The organism is Amycolatopsis sp. NPDC005232 (assembly GCF_040607795.1).
Classification (GTDB): domain Bacteria; phylum Actinomycetota; class Actinomycetes; order Mycobacteriales; family Pseudonocardiaceae; genus Amycolatopsis.
In genome coordinates, this window is record NZ_JBEXHL010000010.1 from 152,934 (window position 1) to 176,363 (window position 23,430).

The 23,430-nt window shown below is 71.5% G+C and carries 11 protein-coding genes; 9 read left to right on the forward strand and 2 right to left on the reverse strand.

Annotated elements, in window-relative coordinates; translation table 11 throughout:
- Nucleotides 1-3: 3 nt before the first annotated feature.
- The 4 genes from ABZU76_RS20775 (at nt 4) to ABZU76_RS20790 (ending at nt 12,892) form a co-directional block, all read left to right on the forward strand.
- Nucleotides 4-10,272, forward strand: coding sequence for a type I polyketide synthase (locus ABZU76_RS20775; protein ID WP_354871840.1), 10,269 nt, complete (start codon nt 4-6; stop codon nt 10,270-10,272).
- Nucleotides 10,273-10,426: 154 nt separating this feature from the next.
- Nucleotides 10,427-11,350, forward strand: coding sequence for an ATP-binding cassette domain-containing protein (locus ABZU76_RS20780; RefSeq protein ID WP_354871843.1), 924 nt, complete (start codon nt 10,427-10,429; stop codon nt 11,348-11,350).
- 1 nt (nt 11,351) lies between these two features.
- Nucleotides 11,352-12,179 carry an ABC transporter permease gene (locus ABZU76_RS20785; RefSeq protein WP_354871845.1) on the forward strand — a complete coding sequence of 276 codons (828 nt, stop codon included), beginning with the start codon at nt 11,352-11,354 and terminating at the stop codon, nt 12,177-12,179.
- Nucleotides 12,180-12,304: 125 nt separating this feature from the next.
- Nucleotides 12,305-12,892, forward strand: coding sequence for a hypothetical protein (locus tag ABZU76_RS20790; protein ID WP_354871848.1), 588 nt, complete (start codon nt 12,305-12,307; stop codon nt 12,890-12,892).
- A gap of 533 nt (nt 12,893-13,425) precedes the next feature.
- Here ABZU76_RS20790 and ABZU76_RS20795 read toward each other — a convergent pair.
- Complete coding sequence (locus ABZU76_RS20795; protein WP_354871851.1) at nt 13,426-14,190, reverse strand: AfsR/SARP family transcriptional regulator; 765 nt, start codon at nt 14,188-14,190, stop codon at nt 13,426-13,428.
- A 282-nt stretch (nt 14,191-14,472) separates the two neighbouring features.
- On the opposite strand from ABZU76_RS20795, the gene ABZU76_RS20800 reads away from it, so the two are divergent.
- Nucleotides 14,473-15,081: a ScbR family autoregulator-binding transcription factor gene (locus ABZU76_RS20800; protein WP_354871854.1), complete on the forward strand. Its 609-nt coding sequence runs from the start codon at nt 14,473-14,475 to the stop codon at nt 15,079-15,081.
- Between the two features lie 6 nt (nt 15,082-15,087).
- Here ABZU76_RS20800 and ABZU76_RS20805 read toward each other — a convergent pair whose 3' ends face one another.
- Nucleotides 15,088-15,714: a ScbR family autoregulator-binding transcription factor gene (locus ABZU76_RS20805; RefSeq protein ID WP_354871857.1), complete on the reverse strand. Its 627-nt coding sequence runs from the start codon at nt 15,712-15,714 to the stop codon at nt 15,088-15,090.
- Nucleotides 15,715-15,906: 192 nt separating this feature from the next.
- Here ABZU76_RS20805 and ABZU76_RS20810 point away from each other — a divergent pair, with 192 nt between their 5' ends.
- The 4 genes from ABZU76_RS20810 (at nt 15,907) to ABZU76_RS20825 (ending at nt 22,395) form a co-directional block, all read left to right on the forward strand.
- Nucleotides 15,907-16,875, forward strand: a complete 969-nt coding sequence (locus ABZU76_RS20810; RefSeq protein WP_354871860.1) for a ScbA/BarX family gamma-butyrolactone biosynthesis protein — start codon at nt 15,907-15,909, stop codon at nt 16,873-16,875.
- Nucleotides 16,872-17,861, forward strand: coding sequence for an NAD-dependent epimerase/dehydratase family protein (locus tag ABZU76_RS20815; protein WP_354871862.1), 990 nt, complete (start codon nt 16,872-16,874; stop codon nt 17,859-17,861). The genes ABZU76_RS20810 and ABZU76_RS20815 overlap by 4 nt, the downstream gene beginning before the upstream one ends.
- Before the next feature lie 136 nt (nt 17,862-17,997).
- Entirely contained in the window at nt 17,998-18,906 is a 909-nt protein-coding gene (locus tag ABZU76_RS20820; RefSeq protein WP_354871863.1) for a ribonuclease Z, read from the forward strand.
- Between the two features lie 87 nt (nt 18,907-18,993).
- Nucleotides 18,994-22,395, forward strand: a complete 3,402-nt coding sequence (locus ABZU76_RS20825; protein WP_354871866.1) for a TM0106 family RecB-like putative nuclease — start codon at nt 18,994-18,996, stop codon at nt 22,393-22,395.
- Nucleotides 22,396-23,430 lie beyond the last annotated feature (1,035 nt).

Here is a 23,430-nt window from a genome sequence, read left to right on the forward strand (position 1 = left end):
GCGATGACTGACGAAAACAAGCTGGTCGACTACCTCAAGCGGGTGACCGCCAACCTCCAGGAGACGCGCGAGCGGCTGCGTGAGGTCGAGGCCGCGGGCGCCGAGCCGATCGCGATCGTCGCGATGGGCTGCCGCTACCCGGGCGACGTCCGTTCGCCCGAGGACCTGTGGCGCCTGGTGGCCGAGGGCCGCGACGCCATCGGCGGGTTCCCTGCCGACCGCGGCTGGAACCTGGACACGCTCTTCGACGCCGACCCCGACAGCCCCGGCACGAGCTACGTCAGCGAGGGCGGCTTCGTCGCCGACGCGGGCGAGTTCGACGCGCCGTTCTTCGGCATCTCGCCGCGCGAGGCCCTGGCCATGGACCCGCAGCAGCGGATCGTGCTGGAGCTGGCGTGGGAGACGTTCGAACGCGCCGGCATCGCGCCGCACTCGCTCGCGAAGCAGCAGGTCGGCGTGTTCGTCGGCAGTGGCGGGCAGGACTACTACGACGAGCTGCCGGCGTCGGTGCTCGCCGGTGAGGTCGAGGACTACCTGAGCACGGGCAACGCCGGCTCGGTCATCTCGGGCCGCATCGCCTACGCGCTGGGTCTGGAGGGTCCGGCCGTCACCATCGACTCGGCCTGCTCGTCCTCGCTGGTCGCGCTGCACCTCGCGGTGCAGTCGCTGCGGCAGCGCGACTGCTCGCTGGCGCTGGCCGGCGGCGTGATGGTGATGTCGCGGCCGGGGCCGTTCCTCGCCTTCAGCCGCCAGCGCGGCCTCGCCGCAGACGGCCGCTGCAAGGCGTTCTCCGACAGCGCCGACGGCACCGGCTGGGCCGAGGGCGCCGGAACCCTGTTGCTGGAACGGCTTTCCGACGCTCGCCGTAACGGTCACCCGATCCTCGCCGTCGTGCGCGGCTCGGCCGTGAACTCCGACGGCGCGTCCAACGGCCTCACCGCACCCAACGGTCCCTCGCAGCAGCGCGTGATCCGGCAGGCGCTGGCCAACGCGCAGCTTTCGGCGTCCGACGTGGACGCCGTCGAGGGTCACGGCACCGGCACCACGCTGGGCGACCCGATCGAGGCGCAGGCCGTGCTCGCCACCTACGGCCAGGACCGGCCGGCGGGCAAACCGCTGTGGCTGGGCTCGATCAAGTCGAACATCGGCCACGCGCAGGCGGCGGCCGGTGTGGGCGGCGTGATCAAGGTCGTGCAGGCGTTGCAGCACGGGCTGCTGCCGAAGACGCTGCACGTCACGGAGCCGTCGACCGAGGTCGACTGGGCTGCCGGCGACGTCGAGCTGCTGCGGGAGGCGCGTCCGTGGACGGCGGACGGACGGCCGCGCCGGGCGGGGATCTCGTCGTTCGGCGTGAGCGGCACCAACGCGCACGTGATCGTCGAGGAGGCTCCCTCGATCGAAACAGCCGAGGTTGTCGTGCCGAGCTGGCCGGACGGTGTTGCCGTGCCGATGCCGCTGGCCGGGCACGGGGCGGCCGCGTTGACGGCGCAGGCGGCTCGGCTGTCCGAAGTGGACGGAGTGTCTGCGCTGGATCTCGGGTTCTCGCTGGCCACGTCGCGGTCGCCGTTGTCGCACCGGGCTGTGGTGCTGTCCGAAGACCCGGCGACGGCGATTGCCGCACTGGCAGTGGGGAAGACCGCGCCGGGAGTGGTCACCGGTTCGTCGGCGGAGGGGCAGACCGCGTTCCTGTTCTCCGGCCAGGGTGCGCAGCGCGCGGGGATGGGTGCCTCGCTGGCTGCCGCGTTCCCGGTGTTCGCATCGGCCTTCGACGAGGTGTGCGCCGAGCTGGACCGGCACCTGGACCGTCCACTCAAGACGGTCGTGCTCGAGAAGCCGCGCTTGATCAACCAGACCGGGTACACGCAGCCGGCGTTGTTCGCCATCGAGGTCGCGCTGTTCCGGCTGCTGCGGTCGTGGGGCATCAAGCCGGACTACCTGCTGGGCCACTCCATCGGTGAGCTCGCCGCCGCGCATGTCTCCGGCATCCTGTCGCTGGCCGACGCCGCCACGCTCGTCGCCGCTCGCGCGAAGCTCATGCAGGCCTTGCCGGCGGGCGGCGCGATGGTCGCGCTGCAGGCGACCGAGGACGAGGTCACGCCGCACCTGACCGATTCCGTGAGCATCGCCGCCATCAACGGCCCCGACTCCGTCGTGCTGTCGGGCACCGAGGACGCCGTCGCCGCCGTGGTCGCGCGGTTCGACGGCCGCAAGTCCTCGAAGCTCAAGGTCTCCCACGCGTTCCACTCGCCGCTGATGGAGCCGATGCTCGCCGAGTTCCGCGCGGTCGCCGAGCAGCTCACCTACGCGCCGCCGGCGATCCCGATCGTCTCCACCGTCGGCCCGGATGTCGACATGTCCACTCCGGACTACTGGGTCGGCCAGGTTCGCGCCGCCGTCCGGTTCCACGAAGGCATCAGCACGCTCACCACGCACGGCGTCGGGCGGTTCGTCGAGGTCGGACCGGACGGCGTGCTGTCCGCGCTCGTCCGCCAGACCAGCCAGACCGGTGCCCTCGCCATCCCGGTGCAGCGTAAGGATCGTGACGAGCCGCAGGCCGCGCTCACGGCGCTGGCCGAGCTGTTCGTCAGCGGCCTCGAGCCCGACTGGGCCGAGGTCTTCGCCGGCCGGGGCGCGAAGCGGGTCGACCTGCCGCCGTACGCGTTCCAGCGCAAGCGGTACTGGCTCGCCGCCCGTGCCAACCGCGACGAGATCACCGGCGCCGGTCTCACCGCGGCGGGTCACCCGCTGCTCGGCGCGGCCGTCGCGCTCGCCGACAGCGACGGGGTCGTCCTCACCGGGCGGCTGTCCGTCGAGACGCACGCGTGGCTGGCCGAACACCGGCTCGGCGACGTCGTGGCTGTGCCCGGCACCGCGTTCCTGGAGCTGGTCGTGCGCGCCGGCGACCAGGTCGACGCCGGCCGCATCGAAGAGCTGACGCTGGGCAGCCCGCTGGTGCTGCCGGCTCGCGGTGGCGTTCAGGTGCAGGTCACCGTCGGTGCGGCGGGGGAGCACGACGTCCGCACCGTCACCGTCCACTCGCGACCCGAGGAGGGTGACGAGTGGACGCTGCACGCGTCCGGCACCGTTGCCCCGCAGCCCGTGCGAGGCGGCGCGAAGCTGACCGACTGGCTGACCGAGTGGCCGCCCGCCGGCGCCGAGCCCGTCGCGATCGACGGGATCTACGAGGGCTTCGCCGACACCGGCCTCACCTACGGCCCGCTGTTCCGGTCGCTGCGCGCGGTGTGGCAGCGCGGCCGCGAGGTGTTCGCCGAGGTCACGCTGCCCGAGGACAGCGACGCCGAGCGGTTCGGCCTGCACCCGGCCGCGCTCGACGCCTGCACCCACGCGCTGCGCGTCGCCGGCGGCGGTGACGGTGGTGTCGGCCGCGTCCCGTTCTGCTGGACCGGCGTCGAACTGCACGCCACCGGTGCGTCCGCGCTGCGCGTCCGCTTCACCCCGACCACGGACGACGGCTTCGAGGTCGTCCTGGCCGACACCACCGGTGCCCCTGTGGCGACGGTCGCCGAGACCGTGTTCCGCGCGTTCACCACCCCGATCGCGGCCGAGCAGGCCGCGCCGCTGTACCGCGTGGAATGGCAGCGGGTGGCGGTTCCGGAGTCCGAGATGGACACTGTGGACACCTCGGGCGTCGAGATCTTCGACTGCACCGCCACTACCGGTGACCTGCACGAACCGACCCGCCGCGTGCTCGCCGCGGTGCAGAGCTGGCTCGCTGAAGGTCACGAGGAGCACGAACGCCTGGTCATCGTGACCCGCGGCGCCGTCGCGGCCGGTGGCGATGTCACGGACCTCGCCGCGTCCGCCGTGTGGGGTCTCGTGCGCTCGGCGCAGGAGGAGAACCCCGACTCGTTCCTGCTGCTCGACCTCGATCTCGAAACCCAGGCCGAGGACGTGCTCCCGCAGGTTCTGGCCTCGCGTGAGCCGCAGGCCGCCGTCCGCCTCGGTGTGATCCTTGCGCCGCGCCTGGTGCGCACAGCGCCCGAGCTGGAGCGCCCGTACTTCTGCCCCCATGGCACGGTGCTGGTCACCGGCGCGTCCGGCGCGCTGGGCGGCAAGCTCGCCCGGCACCTCGCCGCCGAGCACGACGTGCGCCGGTTGCTGCTCGTCAGCCGCCGGACCACGCCTGAGCTGGAGCAGCTGGCCGCCGACCTGCGTGAGCTCGACGTCGAGGTGCGGCTCGCGCGCTGCGACGTCGCCGACCGTGCCGCGCTGGCTCAGGTCCTCGCGGACATCCCGGCCGAGAACCCGCTGACCGCCGTGGTCCACGCGGCCGGCGTGCTCGACGACGGCGTCGTCACCGCGCTGACCCCCGGCCGCGTCGACACGGTGCTCGCGCCCAAGGTCGACGGCGCCGTGAACCTGCACGAGCTGACCCGCGACACCGCGCTCTCGGCGTTCGTCCTGTTCTCCTCGGTCTCCGGCGTGCTCGGGGCGCCCGGCCAGGGCAGCTACGCCGCCGCGAACGCGTTCCTCGACGCTCTCGCCGCCCACCGCGTCGCCCACGGTTTGCCGGGCCTCTCGCTCGGCTGGGGCCTGTGGGGCGAGGTCGGCGGCATGGGCGGCACACTCACCGGCGAGGAAGTGACGCGGCTCGCGTCGAGCGGCATCGTGCCACTGTCCACTGCGGACGGTCTCGCGCTGTTCGACCGCGCGCTCGCGGTCCGGCAGCCGACCGTGGTCCCGGCGAAGCTCGATCTGCCGGTGCTGCGCAAGCTCGACCGGATCCCGCGCACGCTGGAGCAACTCGTCGGCCGCGCGGCCCGGCGCGTCGCGGCGCACGCCGAGGCGACCGAGGACTCGTTCGCCGGACGCCTGTTGCGGCTGCCCGAGGACGACCGGCGCGACGCCGTGCTGGAGCTGGTGCGCGGCCACGCCGCCACCGTGCTCGGTTACGGCGGTGCGCACGAGATCGAGCCGGCGGCCCAGTTCCAGTCGCTCGGCTTCGACTCGCTGACCGCGATCGAGCTGCGCAACGGCCTGACCGCGGCGACCGGTCAGCGCCTGCCCGCGACGCTCATCTTCGACCACCCGACCCCGTCGGCCCTGGCCACGCACCTGCTGGCCGAGCTGGCCGGCACCGCGCAGGAGGTCGTCACGGTCGCATCGGGGACCTCCGACGAGCCCATCGCGATCGTCGGCATGGCCTGCCGCCTGCCCGGCGGTGTGACCTCGCCCGAGCAGCTTTGGGAGCTCGTGGCCGAGGGCCGCGACGCCATCGGCGACTTCCCGGCCGACCGCGGCTGGGACGTCGCGGGCCTGCTCGACCCGACCGGCCGCCGCCCCGGCACGACGTATGTCGCGCGCGGCGGGTTCGTGTACGACGCGGGGGACTTCGACCCGGCGTTCTTCGGTGTCTCGCCCAAGGAGGCGCCGGCCATCGACCCGCAGCAGCGGCTGCTGCTCGAAGCGTCGTGGGAGGCACTGGAGCGCGCGGGCATCGACCCGGTGTCGCTCAAGGGCAGCCCGACCGGCGTGTACGCGGGGGTGCAGTACCACGACTACGTGGGCGCGAACAGCGCCGGCTCGATCGTCACCGGGCGGGTGTCCTACACACTCGGGCTGGAGGGTCCGTCGGTCAGCATCGACACCGCGTGCTCGTCTTCCCTGGTCGCGATGCACATGGCGGCCCAGGCCCTGCGCGGCGGCGACTGCTCGCTGGCGCTGGCCGGTGGCGTCACGGTGATGGCGACGCCGGAGACGTTCGTCGAGTTCAGCCGTCAGCAGGGGCTCGCCGCCGACGGCCGGTGCAAGGTGTTCTCCGACGACGCCGACGGCACCACCTGGTCCGAAGGCGTCGGCGTGCTCGTGCTGGAACGGCTCGCCGACGCGCGGGCCCACGGGCACCCGGTGCTCGCGGTCCTCAAGGGCAGCGCGGTCAACCAGGACGGCACTTCGAACGGCCTCACCGCTCCCAATGGTCCCGCGCAGCAGCGCGTGATCCGGGCGGCGCTGGCCGATGCCGGCCTCGAACCGTCCGAAGTGGACGCGGTCGAAGCGCACGGCACCGGCACGAAGCTCGGCGACCCCATCGAGGTCCAGGCGCTGCTGGCGACCTACGGCACGCAGACCTCGGCCGACCGTCCCTTGTGGATCGGCTCGGTGAAGTCGAACATCGGTCACACGCAGGCGGCGGCCGGTGCGGCGGGTGTCATCAAGATGATCCTGGCGATGCAGCACGGTGAGCTGCCCGCGACCTTGCACGTCAGCCGTCCGTCCACCGAGATCGACTGGTCGACCGGCGCGGTCCGGGCGCTCGTCGAGCCGGTGAAGTGGCTGCCGAACGGCCACACGCGCCGCGCGGGCGTCTCGTCGTTCGGCGTCAGTGGCACCAACGCGCACGTGATCCTGGAGGAAGGCGACCGGCGCGAGGTCGTCTCCGGCGGCGGGGTGCCTGAGCACGACGGCCCGGTCGCGTGGCCGGTGTCCGGCCGCGGTGCCGCGGCGCTGCGGGCGCAGGCCGAGCAGCTGATGTCCTACGTGGACGAAGAGCCCGAAGGCAGCCTCGCGGACATCGGCCTTTCGCTGGCCACCGCCCGCAGCGCGTTCGATCGCCGGGCGGTGCTGATCGGCAGCCGATCGCCGCAATTCGTGCGGGGGCTCGCGGCGCTGGTCGACGAAGAGGAGGCCCGCGGCGTCGTCAGCGGCGTCACCACCTCGGGCCGCACGGCGTTCCTCTTCGCGGGCCAGGGTTCGCAACGCGCCGGCATGGGGAAGCGGCTCGCCGAGCAGCAGCCCGCGTTCGCCGCCGCGTACGACGAGGTCTGCGCCGAGCTGGACAAGCACCTGGACCGCCCGATCCGTGAGGTCATCGATAGCGGCGAAGCCCTCGACGAGACGCGGTACACGCAGCCGGCGCTGTTCGCACTGGAGGTCGCGCTGTTCCGCCTGGTCCGGTCGTGGGGCGTGAAGCCCGACGTGCTGGCCGGGCACTCGATCGGCGAGATCGCGGCGGCTCACTGCGCCGGCGTGCTCTCGCTGGCCGACGCGGCGAAGCTCGTGGTCGCCCGCGGTGCGCTGATGCAGGCGCTGCCGGACGGAGGCGCGATGGTCGCGATCGACGCGACGCCTGAAGCGGTGCGCGAAGCCGCGGACGGCACGGTGGACCTCGCCGCGATCAACGGTCCGAGCTCGGTCGTGATCTCGGGTGCGGCCGACGCCGTGGCCGCGGTCGCGGCGAAGTTCGAGCGCACCAAGCAGCTGCGTGTCTCGCACGCGTTCCACTCGCGCCTCATGGAGCCGATGCTCGCCGAGTTCCGCGCGGTGGCCGAGCAGCTGACCTACGCCGAGCCGCGGATCCCGGTGATCTCGACCGTGACCGGCGAGCCGGCGGACCTCACCTCGCCGGAGTACTGGGTGCGGCAGGTTCGGGAGAGCGTCCGGTTCCTCGACGCGATCACGCGCGCCGCGGCCGACGGCGCCACGCGGTTCCTCGAGCTCGGCCCGGACACCACGCTCACGGCGATGGCCACGGCGTGCCTCGACGACCGACCGGAAGGCCTGGTGCTGGCCGCCTTGCTGCACAAGGACCAGGACGAGGCGGTCACCGCGTTGACCGGGCTCGCCCAGCTGCACGTGAGCGGCCTCGACGTCAACTGGACCGCGGTCTACGAGCCGACCGGCGCGCGCAAGGTCGCGCTGCCGACCTACCCGTTCCAGCGGCAGCGTTACTGGCTGGAGAGCACCGCGTCGGCGCCGGGCCAGGAGGACCACCCGCTGCTCGGCTCGGCGCTGGAACTGGCCGACGCCGGCGGGCTCCTGTTCTCCGGCCGCGTCTCGGTGGGCACGCATCCGTGGCTGGCCGACCACGTTGTCGGCGGCTCGATCCTCTTCCCCGGCACCGGGTTCGTCGAAATGGCGATCCGCGCGGGCGACGAGGCCGGCTGCCCGCGGCTGGACGAGCTGACGCTGGAGTACCCGCTCGTGGTGCCCGAGCGCAGCGGCGTGCGGATGCAGTTCGCACTCACCGCGCCCGACGCCACCGGCACGCGGACGTTCACCGTCCACTCACGACCGGAGGGCGACGGGACCGCGTGGACCCGCCACGCCACCGGTCGGCTCGCCAAGGCGGACAAGGCCGGGAAGTTCGAGCTCGGACAGTGGCCGCCCGCCGACGCCGAGCAGGTGCGGCTGGAGGGCACGTACGAGGAGCTGGCAGAAGACGGCCTGGAGTACGGTCCGGCGTTCCGCGGCCTGGTCGCGGCCTGGAAGCACGACGGCGAGGCGTTCGCCGAGATCCAGCTGCCCGCGTCGGTGTCCGAAGTGGACCGTTACGGCATCCACCCCGCGGTGCTCGACGCGGCCCTGCACACCATCGGCGTCTCCGGTGCCCTCGGCAGAGAACCGATGCTGCCGTTCGCGTGGGAAGGCGTGCGGCTCCACGCGGTCGGCGCGACCACGCTGCGGGTGCACGTGAAGCCGGTCGGCACGGGGGCTGTCGCTCTGGACATCGCCGACGGCACGGGCGCGCCAGTCGTCTCGGTCGAGTCGCTGCTGCTGCGCCCGATGTCGGCGGTGCCGCAGGCGGCCGAGCCGAGTGGCGGGGACTCGCTGTTCCGCATGGTGTGGGAGCCGGCGGAGCTCGACGCCGTCGCGGAGGTCACCGACTGGACGCTGGTGGGTGCCGACCCATTCGGCCTCGCCGGCGAGCTCGGCGCGGAGACCACAGTGGACTTCGCCGACGCGTCCGGCCTGCTCGTGGTGTCGGCGGGCGGAGACGACGTCCACGCAGAGCTGCACCGCGTTCTCGGCATCCTGCAAGAGTTCCTGGCCTGTCCGGACGGTTCGCTGCTCGTGGTCACCCGTGGTGCGGTCGCCACGGAGGCCGGGGAGAACCCGGATCCCGTCGGGGCGGCCGTGGCCGGCCTGGTGCGTTCGGCGCAGGCCGAGCACCCGGACCGCATCACGCTCGTCGACCTCGGCACCGGCACGCCGACCGGCCGCACGCTGGCCGCGGTGTCCGCTTCCGACGAGCCCCAGGTCGCGTTGCGCACCGGTGCCGTGCTCGTGCCGCGGTTGCGTCGGGCGACCGACGCCGCGGCCCCGCCGGTGTGGCGGGCCGAGGGCACCGTGCTCATCACCGGCGCCACCGGCGCGTTGGGCAGCGCCGTGGCCCGGCACCTCGTGACCGAACACGGTGTGCGGAGCCTGCTGCTCGTCAGCCGTCGTGGTGCGGACGCACCGGGCGCGGCGGACCTGCGGGAGGAACTGGCCGGCCTCGGCGCCGACGCCACGCTCGCCGCGTGCGACGTCGCCGACCGGGACGCGGTTTCCGAGCTGTTGCAGGGAGTCGAGCTACAGGCGGTGGTCCACGCGGCCGGCGTGCTCGACGACGGTGTGCTCACCTCGCTCACCCCCGAGCGGCTGGACAAGGTGCTGCGGCCGAAGGTCGACGCCGCCGCGACCCTGCACGAGCTGACCCGCGGCGCGGACCTCACGGCGTTCGTCCTGTTCTCCTCGGCGGCCGGCGTGCTCGGCGCACCGGGCCAGGGCAGCTACGCCGCGGCCAACGCCTACCTCGACGCACTGGCGGCCCGTCGCCGTGCCGAAGGGCTCACCGGCACCTCACTCGCGTGGGGCCTGTGGGAGGGCGGCATGGGTGACGCCGTGCAGGACGCCGACGCGCACCGCATCGGCGAGACGGGCATCACCGCATTGTCCACTGAGGATGGTCTGCGGCTGCTCGACTCGGCCGCGGGTTCTGCGGAACCGCTGCTGGTGCCGATCGCGCTCGACCCGCGCGTGCTGGCGGCCTCGAGCGTCGAGGACCTCCCGGCCGTGCTGCGCGAGTTCGCCGACGCGCCGGGCCGCCGGGCGGCGCAGGACGCGGCGGACGACACGGAGTCGCCGGCGCAGAAGCTCTCGGCCCTGCCGGTGGCCAAGCGTGTACCGACGATGCTGACGCTGGTGCGCACCCACGCGGCCGCCCTGCTCGGCCACGCCGGGCCGGAGGCGGTGGAGGCGGACCGTTCCTTCAACGAGGTCGGCTTCGACTCGTTGTCCGCCACCGGGTTCCGCAACAAGCTGAGCCTCGTCACGGGGCTGAAGCTGCCCGTGAGCCTCATTTTCGACTACCCGACGCCGCGGATCCTGGCCGAGCACCTCGTCGGCGAGCTGGCGCCGCAGGGGGCCGAAACGCCGGTGCCCGAGCCTGAGCCCGAGGACGAGCAGCCGGCGCTGGACGCGTCGGCGATCGACGAGCTCGACGCCGATGCCCTCATCAGCATGGCGATCGGGGGAAGCGACGACGACTGAGGCGCAGTCGACCCCTAACTCCGCTTCACCCGGCCATTATTGCCGCTGAGAAGGCGCCTGTGGCCCACTGGTACGGACAGTTCACCGGGCTCCCGGCCGGTGTCCGAGAAGAGAAGTCTTCATCGATCTTGACCCGAACGAGGAGAGGTAACCGATGGTCACCGGCTACGCAATAGAAGCACGGGGGCTGCGCAAGTCCTATGGCGACGTCGACGTGCTGGAGGGCGTCGACCTCAGCGTGGAGCGGGGCACGATGTTCGCGCTCCTGGGCCCCAACGGCGCCGGCAAGACCACGACCGTGCGGATCCTCAGCACGCTCCTGAAGGCCGACGGCGGCACGGTGACCGTCAACGGCCACGACCTCGACGGCCCCAAGCGCAAGGTGCGCGAGCAGATCGGCCTGACCGGGCAGGACACCGCGGTCGACGAGCTGCTCACCGGGCGCGAGAACCTCGAGATGATGGCCCGGCTGTTCCACCTCTCGACTGCTGACGCGAAGGCGCGCGCCACGGAGCTGCTCGCGCAGTTCGACCTCGTGGACGCGTCGACGCGGCAGGTCAAGACGTACTCCGGTGGTATGCGCCGCCGGCTGGACCTCGCGATCAGCCTCATCACGTCGCCGCCGGTGCTGTTCCTCGACGAGCCGACCACCGGACTCGACCCGCGCAGCCGCTCGGCGATGTGGGACGCGATCCGGCAGCTGCTCGACGGCGGCACCACGATCCTGCTCACCACCCAGTACCTCGAGGAAGCCGACCAGCTCGCCGACCGCATCGCCGTGATCGACAAGGGCCGCGTGGTCGCCGAGGGCACCGCGGCCGAGCTCAAGCGCCGCGTCGGCACCGAACGCCTCAAGCTCACCTTCGCCACCCCCGTGGAGGCGGAACGCGCGCACACCGTCGTCGAGGGCGTGCTGCTCGGCACGACGGTGAGCATCGCGATCGACAACCCCGCGCAGGTCCGGCGGGTGCTCAACCAGGTCGCCGACGCGGGACTCGAGACCACCGGTCTCGAGCTCTCCGAGCCGACCCTCGACGACGTCTTCCACACCCTGACCTCAACCGCGGGAGAGAAGTGAGATGACCCAGACCCTGTCGAGGGAGACGGAGGGGACCCAGATCCCCGCCACTCCCGCCCGTTCGGCGCTCTCGCTCGCGGTGTCCGACTACCGGGTGCTGATCGGGCGCAACATCAAGCACATCACCCGCAACCCGGAGATGCTGATCCAGGCGGTTTCGCTGCCGATCGTGCTGCTCCTGCTGTTCCGCTTCATGTTCGGCGGCGCGATCAACCTGCCCGGCATGAACTACATCGACTACCTGGTGCCGGGCCTGATCGTGATCAGCGTCGGCTTCAACTCCACGTCCACTGTGGTCGGTGTGTCCGCCGACCTCACCAACGGCCTCGTCGAACGCTTCCGCTCCATGCCGATGGCCGGCTCGGCCGTCCTGGTCGGCCACGTGGTGTCCGGCGTGCTGCGCAGCATGCTCTCGCTCGTGGTGATGGTGGCCGTCGGACTCGCCATCGGCTTCCGCCCCGGCGGCGGCGTCCTCGGCTGGCTCGGCGCGGTCGGCCTGCTGGTGCTCTTCGCGACCGGCGTGTTCTGGCTGGCCACCCTGCTCGGCTCGATCGCCAAGACGGTGGAAGGCGCGAGCGGCCTGGGCATGATCCTGGTCTTCGTGCCCTACGCCACCAGCGCCTTGGTCCCGACGTCGTCGATGCCGAGCGTCCTGCGGGTCATCGTCGACAACCAGCCGGTGACGGTCCTGATCGACGCCGCCCGACACCTGATGAACGGCTCCGCGCTCGGCGCCACGGGCTGGCTCGCACTGGCCTGGTGGATCCCGATCACGGTGCTCGCGGCGGTCCTGACGGTGCGCAAGTTCCACCAGCGCGCGACGGTCTGAGTCTGTCTCCTGGGGGCGGCCCGCCTGGTGCGGGCCGCCCTTCCGTCGTGTGCAAGGTCGACTTTAGGTCGGTCGGGCACGCTGCGTTGAGCAGCCAAGACCAGTGCGTGAAGTGAGGTGGCATGATGCCGACCCGCATCGACGAATTGCCGGCCGACGTCCTCGACGTGTGGCTCGCCCCGCTGGCCGACGACCCAGCCGGAGCCGTGGCATTCCTTGCCGAGGTGACCGATCGGGTCGCTCGTCGGCGCGGGGATGGGCGGGTGCTGGTCCTGGGTGGGGGGCCGGTTGCGGACGCGTTGGCTGGGGAGGGTTACGCGGTCGCGGTTGCTTCTCTTTCTCGGGAACTGCCGTCGGGGGCGCGGTTTGACGCGGTTTTTGTCGGTGGGGATGCGTTGTCGCGATTTTCGGGGCAGCGGGAGCAGGTGCGTGCGGTTCGTTCGCTGGCGAGGGTGTTGCGGTCGGGTGGGGCGTTGGTGGTGCAGGGGCAGCAGCCGGATCCGGGGCGGTGGGCTTCGGATGTTTGGGTGCGTGAGGTGGATTGTGTTCGGCAGATTGTGGTGTTGGATGGGTCGGAATTGAGGTATGTGTGGCCGGCTGAGTTGGATTTGATGGCTGAACTGGCGGAGTTGGCGTTGGATTCGCGGTGGGGTGGGTGGTACGGGGAGCCGGTTGAGTGTGGTGGGCCGGTGGTTTCTGTGTACCGGAGTTGAGGTCTCGGTCTCTCGGCTCGGTCCGGCTCGGCGTGCTGCGCACACCATTGCCGGGTGCCGGGTGTGTGGTGGGGAACCCCGATTTTTGATTGTTACGACGGTTGGGATCGGCTTGTCAAGGCGGGAAAGCGTGCATTGACAAGCCGATCCCAACCGTGTTGGGGAAAGCATCGGGGGGCCGGGCGGGGGAAGGGTTCGGGGAGGGGTTGGTGAGGTGGTGAGTTGGCTGGCCGGCCGGCGGTTGGGGCGGTGGGGCGCCGGAGTCAGGTGGGGTCGGGCTGTGTGGGCGGCCGGCAGTTGATGACGGGCCAGAGCGCCCCAATGTGGCGTTGGTTGCGTTGAGCGCACCCAATGCGGCGTTCGGTGCGTTGAGCGCAACCAACGCCACATTGGGGGCGGTAGCGGTATTCCGTCGGCCGGCGTGTGCTGGTGCGGCGGAACGAAAGTATTGCGGGCGAGCGAAGGAGACCGAGCAACAGGAAGCCCGGCTACTGCAACGAAAGCAGTAGCCGGGCGTTCCTTGCTGTGCGGAATCACACCGCGTCGGACAGTTCCCCCACCAAGATGCTCTGGTGCAGTTTCCGTAGGGACACTCCGGGTTCGATTCCCAGCTGCTGAACCAAGTTCTGCCGTGCGGAGGCGAACGTTTCGAGGGCCTCGGCGCGGCGGTTGGACCGCAGCAGTGCCGTCATGAGGTACTCGTAGAAGGTTTCCCGCAGGGTGTGTTCCTTGGCCAGCGCCGAGAGTTGGCCCACGACTTCGCGGTGGCGGCCGATGAGCAGCTCGGTCTCCATGAGCAGCTCGAGGCACTCCAGGCGCGTCTCCTCCAGCAGGGTGGCGTACGCCTGCACGTCAGGCGAATCGGTGAAGCCGCCGAAGGCGGGGCCGCGCCAGAGGTCCGCGGCGTGGCGCAGGACGGTGGCCGCCTGGCCGTAGCTGCGGTCCCAGTGCAGGGCGCGGCCCTCCTGGTAGAGGCGGGTGAAGCGGTCGGCGTCGAGCTCGTCGATGCCGACGTGCAGGGAGTAGCCGCGCGGGCTGGTGACCACGGGGCTGTCCTCGGCGTCGGCCGGGGTGCCGCGCAGGAGTTTGCGCAGCTGGGAGACGTAGACGTACAGCGCGGCGCTCGCGCGCGCCGGGGGGTTTTCGCCCCAGATCTCGCCGATGAGGTGCTCGGTGGTGACCACCTGGTTGTTCTTGGCCAGCAGTGCGGCGAGCAGCGTCTCGATCTTGCGTGCCCTGGGTGCGCTGACACCGGGCCGGCCGCTGACTCTGATCTGCCCCAGAATTTCGTAGTTCATATGAACGCCCTCCGGTGTCCGCGTCGTCGGGGGGCCGGCATCGGCGGCGCCCCCAGCGCCCCTGCCTGCCGGACTTGCCTGGCCCCACGTGAGCAACTTACCAAACCGGGAGGTCGGTTTTCAAGACAAAACCGGGAGGTCGGTCTGTTTTGATCAAGGAAATGAGCCTCGGTCCAGGTAGTAGCCCTGAATTGTGCCCGGAATCCTTGTAAACCGGGCGGTTGGTATCTTACTCTGAACAGGTCGGGACGGATGTGCCGGCCGGAGTGGATGGGGACGACGGTGACGAAGCAGGCGCGAGCGGAGCAGACCCGGCTCTTGTTGCTGGACGCTGCCGCCGAGCTGCTGCACCGCGACGGCTACGCGGCCACGAGCATGGTGGACATCGCGCGCCAAGCGGGCGTCACCAAGGGTGGCCTGTACTTCCACTTCTCCTCGAAGGACGAGGTCTGCGACGAGGTCCAGGGCGCCGCGGTCGCCGTACTCCAGGAGCACGTGGACCGCGTCGATCGCACGAATGGCGCACCCGCGCTGCGCAGGCTCGCCGAACTCAGCCGGGCCCTCATGCACTGGCTCGGCGTCGATCCCAAGGTCGGCGCCAGTTTCCGGCTCACGCGGGAGATGGGTTCGAAGGACGCCCGCTACGTCGCCTTCACGCGCGCTTGGCTCGCCCAGGTGCGGCGCTACATCGCCGAGGCGCACGACGCAGGCGAGCTCAGCGCGGAAGTGCTGCCCGACATGGCGACGCTGCTGGTGGTCGTGACCTGCGTCGGCCTCGAGTCGGTGGTCGCGAGTGGCACGATCCCGGCTGACACCGACCTCTCGCGCACGCTTTCCGAGCTCTGGCGCGTGATCGAGCTGGCCGAGCCGGTGCCGAGCACCGTGCGATGAGCCGGCTCAGGCGGGCTGCTCTTCGAGGTCACCGGCCGGGTTGAACCTGTGCAGCCGGCGCGGCGGCACGATCGACGGCAGCAGCGTCGTCCACATGAACGTGACGCGCTCGCGCAGGTCGGTCCGGCCCGTGAGCACCTGCGAGCTCAGCTGGATCCCCGTGAACGAACCGATGGCGTACTGCGCGAGATCGTGCGTGTTGATCTCCTTGCGCAGGTCACCCGCGGCCTTGGCGGCGAGCAGGCACGCGTGGACGAGGTCGATCCACTGCTTGTAGGCGTTGCTCGCCGGTGTGACGAACGAGCCCTGCTCGATCACGAGACGGATGCTGGCGCGCACGTGCACATCGTTCTGCAGACCCGCGGCCAGGCCGTGGCTCCAGTCGATCATCGTTTGCAGGCCGGGGTTCTCCAGCACCGGTGAGGAGTCCAGCACCGCGAACTGTTCCTGCATCAGCGCGTCGGCGAGGTCTTCCTTCGACTTGAAGTGGAAGTAGAGCGCGCCCTTGGTCACGCCCGCCTCGGTCAGGATGTCGGACAAGCTCGCACCGAGGAAGCCGACCGCGTCGAACCGCGAAGCCGCGGCGGTGAGGATGGCCTTCCGGGTCTGCTCCGCGCGTTCCTGGCGAGCCACGCCCAACTCCTTCGTGCACAAGGGGACCTGGTCCGTCGTGGACCGGTGCAAGCGACCAGTGTACCGGTCGGCGGGCCGTAGAGCCAGCGAAAAAAACCGGTAGGTAGGTATGGTTTTGCCTGTCGGATTCCGCTAGAAATTGAGCGGGGGAGTACTGGGGAAACTGGGGAATTTCTTTCTGGGAGGTCCGACATGGTCGGCACACTGCTACCGGAGACAGTAGGAAGATCATCCACCGAAACGATCGGTGAAATCCCGGCGAAGAGACGGATCGACTTCCAGCAGACGATCCCGCGCAGCCTCGTGCACCGCGCAGCCGTCTCCGAAGTCTTCGTCACCGATCTGAACATCCTCGCGCCGGGTCGCTTCGAGCTCGGTGCGCAGTGGCCGCGCCGCCACGGCTTCTTCGGCCCGCGCACGCCGTCTTCGCACGACCCGTTGCTCTACGCGGAAACCTGCCGGCAGGCCGGGATGCTGGTCGCCCACCGGGCCTACGGCATCCCGCTCGGCTACAACTTCCTCTCCGACCACAAGGAGTACGAGGTCGACGAGGAAGGGCTGGCCACCGAAAGCCGGCCGGTCGACGTGGTGCTGCAGATCAGCGCGCACGACGCGCGGTACCGCGGCAAGAACATCGGTGGGATGCGGTTCGAGTTCGACGTGTTCCGCGACGGCAAGCACATCGGGACGAGCTCGGAGCGCTGGCGGTGCGTCTCGTCGGCGGTCTACCGGCGGCTGCGCGGCGAGCACTTCGCGGCGACGCCCTTTCAGGTCAGGGTGCTGCCCACCGTCGAACCGGCCGAGGTCGGGCGCAACCACACGCAGGACGTGTTGGTCGCGGCCACTTCGGAGAAGGGCGTCTGGGCGCTGCAGTTCGACCCGGACCACGCGGTGCTGTTCGACCACACGGTGGACCACGTGCCGGGCATGGTCATGGTCGAGGCCGCGCGGCAGGCCGCGTTGCTCACGGTCGGCGACCCGCACGCGCTGCCGCTGCGGGCGGAGATCGAGTTCCACGCCTACGTGGAGTTCGAGGCCGAATGCCGGGTCGTGGCCACGGAGCTGGATCCGGCGGAGGACGACTGCCGCCTGGTGCGCGTGGAGTTCGAGCAGTACGGCAAGACCGCGGTGACGACCACGCTGGCGATGCGTCTGTCATGACTGCCGACCTGGGGGCGGTCAGTACGACAGACATCCTGGTCACCGGCGCGACCGGCTTCATCGGCTCGGCCGTGGTGCGGGAGCTCGTCGCGAGCGGGTGCGGCCCGCGCGTGCGGGTCCTCGTGCGGCGGCCGCTGTCCGATGGGACGGCGGCGTGGCTTGCCGACGCGGGCGTGCGGCCCGTGGCGGGTGACCTCGCCGACCCGGCGAGCCTGGCCGGGGCGTGCGCGGGCGTCACCACGCTCGTGCACCTCGCGGCGCAGGTCGGTGGGGACGAACAGCTGTGCACTGCCGTCAACGAGGACGGCACCCGCGCGTTGCTCGCGGAGGCGGCGCGCGCCGGCACCACGCGGGTGCTGCACCTGAGCACCTGCGCGGTCTACCGCGACGGCGATCACCGCGGTGCGTCGGAGTCAGTGCTGGTCACGGGTCCGGCATCGGCCACGAGCCGCAGCCGGCTCGCGGCCGAACGGCTCGTCCGCGCGGCCGGTGGTGTGGTCCTGCGGCCGCACCTGGTCTACGGCGTCGGCGACCGGCACGTGGTCCCCGCGCTGGTGCGGTGGCTGCGCGCGGTCCCGGTGTGGGCGGCGGGCGGCGACGCGCGGACGTCGGTGGTCTCGGTCACGGATCTCGCGGCGGTTGTCGTCGCGTTGATCTACCGGCCGGGCCTGCCGGGGGAGGTCTTCCACGTGGCCGACCCGCGGCCCGTGCGGATGCGGCGCCTGGTCACGGCTGTGTGTGACCTGCTCGGCGAGCCGCTGCCCGCGGCGGACCTGCCGCTCGGAGAACACCGTGAGCGGACGCGGGAAGCGTTGCCGTGGCTCAGCGATCACCAGTATTCCCTGCTCACGCGGGACCACTGGTACGAGAGCAGCCGCGTCTGGGCGCGCACGGGTGTGCCGACGGGGCCCGGCCTCGTCGCGCGTCTGGCCGAGGCGGCCCAGTACTACCGCGAAACGCTCTTCGACCGCGTCGGCGGAATATGACGCGATTCGAAGATCGAATAACGCGGAAAGTGCCCGCTTGAATTCGCACAGCAATTTAGATCATGACGGCCACCCGGAATGGACCGGGTGGCCGTCCGCTTTTCCCGGCGGCCGGTGATCGTCGAAGATGGGCGGCATGTCACGACGTGAGCTCGTGGTGCTCGGGTCGGCGAGCCAGACGCCGACCCGGCACCGCAACCACAACGGGTACCTCCTGCGTTTCGACACCGACGGCGTGCTGTTCGACCCGGGGGAGGGCACGCAGCGGCAGATGACCCACGCCGGCGTGGCCGCCGCGGAGCTCACGCGCATCTGCATCACCCACTTCCACGGCGACCACAGCCTCGGCCTCTCCGCCGTGCTGCAGCGGCTGTCGCTCGACGCCGTGCCGCGGCCCGTGCGCTGCCACTACCCGGCCTCCGGCCAGGCGTTTTTCGAGCGCCTGCGCTACTCCACCGTCTACCACGAGCGCGCCGAGGTCGTCCCGCGCCCGGTGCTCGCCGACGGCTGGACCGACGGCCCGATGTCCGCCCACGTCCTCGACCACCGCATCGACTGCTTCGGCTACCGCTACACCGAACCCGACGGCATCCGCATGCTCCCCGACCGCCTCGCCGCGGCCGGCGTCCGAGGTCCGGACATCAGCCGGCTGCGGCGGGAGGGCTCACTGGAGGTCGACGGCCGCACTGTTCATCTCGCCGACGTCAGCGAGCCGAGGCCCGGACAGGTTGTGGCGTTCGTCATGGACACGCGCCCGTGCGCGGGAGCCCTGGACTGCGCGCGCGACGCGGACCTGCTGGTCGCCGAGTCGACCTTCCGCGCCGCCGACGCCGACATCGCCACCCGCTACGGCCACCTCACCAGCACCGACGCCGGCCGTCTCGCCGCGGCGGCAGGCGTGCGCAAGCTCGTGCTGACCCACTTCTCGCAGCGCTACCCCTATTCGGAGGCCGACGCGTTCGGGGAGGAGGCGGCGGAGGTCTTCGACGGGGAGATCCACGTGGCGCGCGACTTCGACGTGATCCCGCTGCCCCGCCGGCGGTGACGGCTCACCGGCCGTGACCTGGGCCGTCGGCGTGTCGGTGCCCGGGGTGGGCGGGGCACGCGGGCGGTCGTGCCAGACTTCCGGGCGATGTACACGCCGTCCGATCTCGCCGATCTGCTCGAGTGCGAGCACCGGAGCGTCCTCACGCAGGCGCTGGCAGCGGGGCTGCCCGGCACGCCGAGGCCCGGCTCAGGACCTGATCAGCTGGCCGTGAAGCACGGGCGCGCGCACGAGGAGGCAACGCTCGGGCGGCTGCGGGCCGAACGCAAGGTCGTGGAGATCGAGGAGCGTGATCCGGTCGTCGCCGCGAAGGCGACGGAGGAGGCGCTGCGCGCGGGCACGCCGGTGGTCTACCAGGCCGTGTTCCACGACGACGAGTTCACCGGCCGCGCCGATTTCCTGCTGCGCGACGACGAAGGCCGCTACGAGGTCTACGACACCAAGCTCGCCCGGCACGCCAAGCCGTCCGCGGTTGTCCAGCTGACCGCGTACGCCGATGCGTTGCGCCGCGCGGGGTGGCCGGCTGGTCCGGACATGCACCTGCTGCTGGGCGACGGCACCACGCGCACGCTGCGCGTCGACGACTTCCTCCCGCTGCTCGATCGCCTGCGCTCGCGGCTGCGCGACCGCCCGGCCCGGCTGCCGCTGCAGCTGTGGGCCGACGAACGGCCGGCGTGCGGAGCCTGCAGGTTCGCGCAGCACTGCTCGACGGCGCGGGAGGCGGACCGCGACCTGTCGCTCGTCGCGGGCATGCGCGGAGACCAGCGGCGCAAGCTCGTGACGGCCGGGCTCGCCACGATCGACAAGCTCGCCGCCGCCGGGCCGGACGACCGGCCGCGCGACATGTCCGCGACCACGTACACGACGTTGCGCGCGCAGGCCGCGATCCAGGTGCGCCAGGACGAGACGGGCGAGCTCGCCTACGAGGTGATCGACCCCGTCGCGCTCGCCCAGCTGCCGCCGCCGAGCCCGGGCGACGTCTTCTTCGACATGGAAGGCGACCCGTACGCGTTGGCGGGCGCCGGGCTCGAGTACCTGTTCGGTGCGGTGACGGACGACCCGGACGCCCCCGGCGACACTGACGGTCAGCGGTTCACCCCGTTCTGGGCCCACTCCCGGGCGCAGGAGAAGCGCGCGTTCGAGGAGCTCGTGGACTTCGCCACCGCGCGGCTGGCCGAACACCCCGGCGCGCACGTGTACCACTACGCGCCCTACGAGGTCACCGCCATCAAGCGTCTCGCCGCCGTGCACGGCACGCGCGAAGAAGCCGTGGACGAGCTGTTGCGGGGCGGCGCGCTCGTGGACCTGTACGCGGTGGTGCGCAAGGCGTTGCGGGTGGGACAGCGGTCGTACTCGATCAAATACCTCGAGCCGCTCTACATGCCCGCCGCGCGCGACGGCGACGTGAAGACGGCCGCGTCCAGCATCGAAGCGTACGAGGATTACCTCACGCTCACGGCTGCCGGCGAGTCCGAGCGAGCCGAGGAAGTGCTGCGCGGCATCGGTGAGTACAACGAGTACGACTGCGTGTCCACCCTGCGGCTGCTGGAGTTCCTGCATCGGGTGCGCGTCGAGGAGGGCATCGACCTCGTCGAGCCGGCGCCGGAGTCCGATGTGGACGCTCTGCTGCGGGAGACCGAGGAAGACGTCGCGGCGCAACGGCGGGCGGAGCGCGCGGCCGCGATGGCGGCGCTCGTCGACCCGTTGCTCGACGGCCTGCCCGACGATCCGGCGGAGTTCACCCCGGACGACCACGCCCGTGCGCTGCTCGCCGCGTCCGTCGGCTACCACCGGCGTGAGACGAACCCGGCGTGGTGGGAATTCTTCCGCCAGCTGGCGGCGCCGCTGGGTGACCTGGAGATCGACACGACATGCGCGGTGCCCGTTTCAGTGTCCGTCGGCGAGTGGGTGCCGCCGTCCGGCCGGCTGCGCACGGCGAAGCGGACGCTCGTTTTGGCGTGCGACCTGGACCGGCCACACCCGTTCGCGCCGGGCGACGACGTGCGCCTGCGTTACGGCGCCGAAGCGCGCGACGCGAAGGTGGTGGCTTCCTCGGCGGTCGAGCTGACGCTGGAGGAGAGCAGCGCGCCCGACGCGACGTCGAACGACCGCCCGGCCGCGGTGCTGCCCGGCAGCCCGGTGCGGCCGTCGCCGAAGGACGAGGCCGTGGCCGATCTCGCCCGGCTCGTCGGTGAAACCCTGCCGGTGCTGCCGAAGCACCCTGGTGTGGACCTGCTGCGCCGCACGGCGCCGCGGTTGCGGACCGGCGGCGCGTTGCCTGCCGCGGGTGAGGATCTGGTCGCGACGGTGATCGAGGCCGTCGACGCGCTCGACGGTTCCGTGCTCGCCGTGCAGGGCCCGCCGGGTGCGGGGAAGACGTACCTGGCGGGCAAGCTGATCGCGCACCTCGTGCGTTCGGGCCGGACGGTCGGGGTCACATCCAACAGTCACAAGGCCGTGGAGAACGTGCTGTCCGCCGCGCTGGGCAACGATCCCTCGCTGGCGTGCGCCAAACGCGCGAAGCGGACGCCGGACCCCTCGGCGCCCTGGGAGCAGCCGAAGAACAACAACGCTCTGGTGCGCTGGCGCGAGGAACACGACACCGGGCACCTGGTGGGTGGCACGGCGTGGACGTTCGCCAACGCGGCTGTGCGCGCGGAGCCGTTCGACGTGCTCGTGATCGACGAGGCCGGCCAGTTCGCACTGGCCGACGCGCTGGCCGTGTCGACGTGCGCGAAGAACGTGGTGCTGCTGGGTGATCCGCAGCAGTTGCCGCAGGTGGTGCAGGGCACGCACCCGGCGGGCGCGGAGGCCTCGGCGCTGGGGCACCTGATCGGCGACGCCGACATCATGCCGGCGCACCTGGGCTACTTCCTCGACCAGACGCGGCGCATGCACCCGGAGGTGTGCGCGCCGGTTTCGCGGCTGTCCTACGCGGGGTTGCTGCACTCGCACCCGTCGGCGTCGCGGTCGGTCGACGGGTTCGCGTCGGGGCTGTACCTGGCGTCGGTGGAGCACCGGGGGAACACGACGCGTTCGGTGGAGGAGGCGGCCGAGGTCGTCTCGGTGATCTCGGCGCTGCACGGGCGCACGTGGGAAGGCCGTCCGCTGACGGACGCCGACTTCCTCGTGGTGGCGCCCTACAACCTGCAGGCCCGCGTGGTCACGCGCGCGCTGGCCGAAGCCGGCTTCGGCGACGTCCGCGTGGGCACGGTCGACCGGTTCCAGGGCCAGGAGGCGCCGGTGGTGGTCACGACGATGACCTCGTCCTCGGCCGTCGACCTCCCGCGCGGGCTCGACTTCCTCCTCTCGCGCAACCGGCTGAACGTCGCGCTGTCGCGGGCGCAGTCGGTGGCGGTGCTGGTGTGTTCGCCGCATCTGCTGGAGGCCGACATCCGCACGGTCGAGCAGATGCGGCTCGTGTCGGGGATGCTCGGGCTGCTGCAGGACGCGCTGCCCTGGCCCGGCTCCGCGCCTGGCCCCGGATAGGGGCGTGCCCCCGGTCCCGTCGCTGCGGAGGGGGAGTTCGCGCGGACAGGGAGCGGGGGCACTGTTTCCCGCCTCGGGCGCCGCGCCGATGGGGGGATCGGCGGGTGCGGGCGGGAGCTTTCTCTTCGAGTGGCTTGCGTCGGTACGGCGGGGTCGCCTCTCGGCGAGTGGCGCGACCCGGCGTCTTACGACGGCCCGGGAAGGCAGTAGGTGAGGCCCGGGGACACCCGCTCCTACCGACACTCTGTACAACGCCTGGGCGGGGCCGGTGTTCCGGATTTCCCTTGTGACGCAGGTCGCTCAGGTGATTTTCATGATCCTGATTTTCATGATCCACTGTGGACGTTTGGATGCCCCCGCTCCCGCCGCGGCAGTGGGTCCGGCGACAGGAGCAGGAGCACATGAGCCCGCCCCGCGCTGCCTCGGGGCAACTGTGGCGCAGCGGGGTGGGGTGGTCTGAGGGGGTTGGGTTTCAGGCCGGTGCGGGGGTCGCCTCTCGGCGGTTGGCGCGACCCGGCGTCTGTGCGACGGTCCGGGAAGGCAGTGGGTGGAGCCCGGGGACACCACCGCACCGGCAAAGGGTTGTAACTAATGCCGGTGTGGAGGTATTCCCGATGATCCACAATGGAGGGTGCTGAGGGTGCTCCCGCTCCCGGCTCCGCCGGCTGGGGGTCCGGCGAGCGAGAGCAGGAGCACTGGCGCCCGCCCCGTGCCGCGTTGGGGGAGCGCGGGGCAGCGGGGAGGGTGGACTTACGCCGGCACGGGGGTCGCCTCTCGGCGAGTGACGCAACCCGGGGCCGGCAAGCCGGCTGTCCGGGAAGGTGAGTTGTGGAGCCCGGGGACCCCTCCGTACCGACAGTCAGTACAACGCAGGCGGCCACCGAATGTTCCACGGCCCGCGAGTGATGTGGATCGCGACCGTTCGGGTGACGCCCTCTGTTGAGCTACCGGCGTTGCCGCTCGCGTGGGAGATGTCTGTCGGTCAGCTGCATCTGCCGGCCGATGAGGGGCGGCTGGACGCGGAAGTCGCGGCGG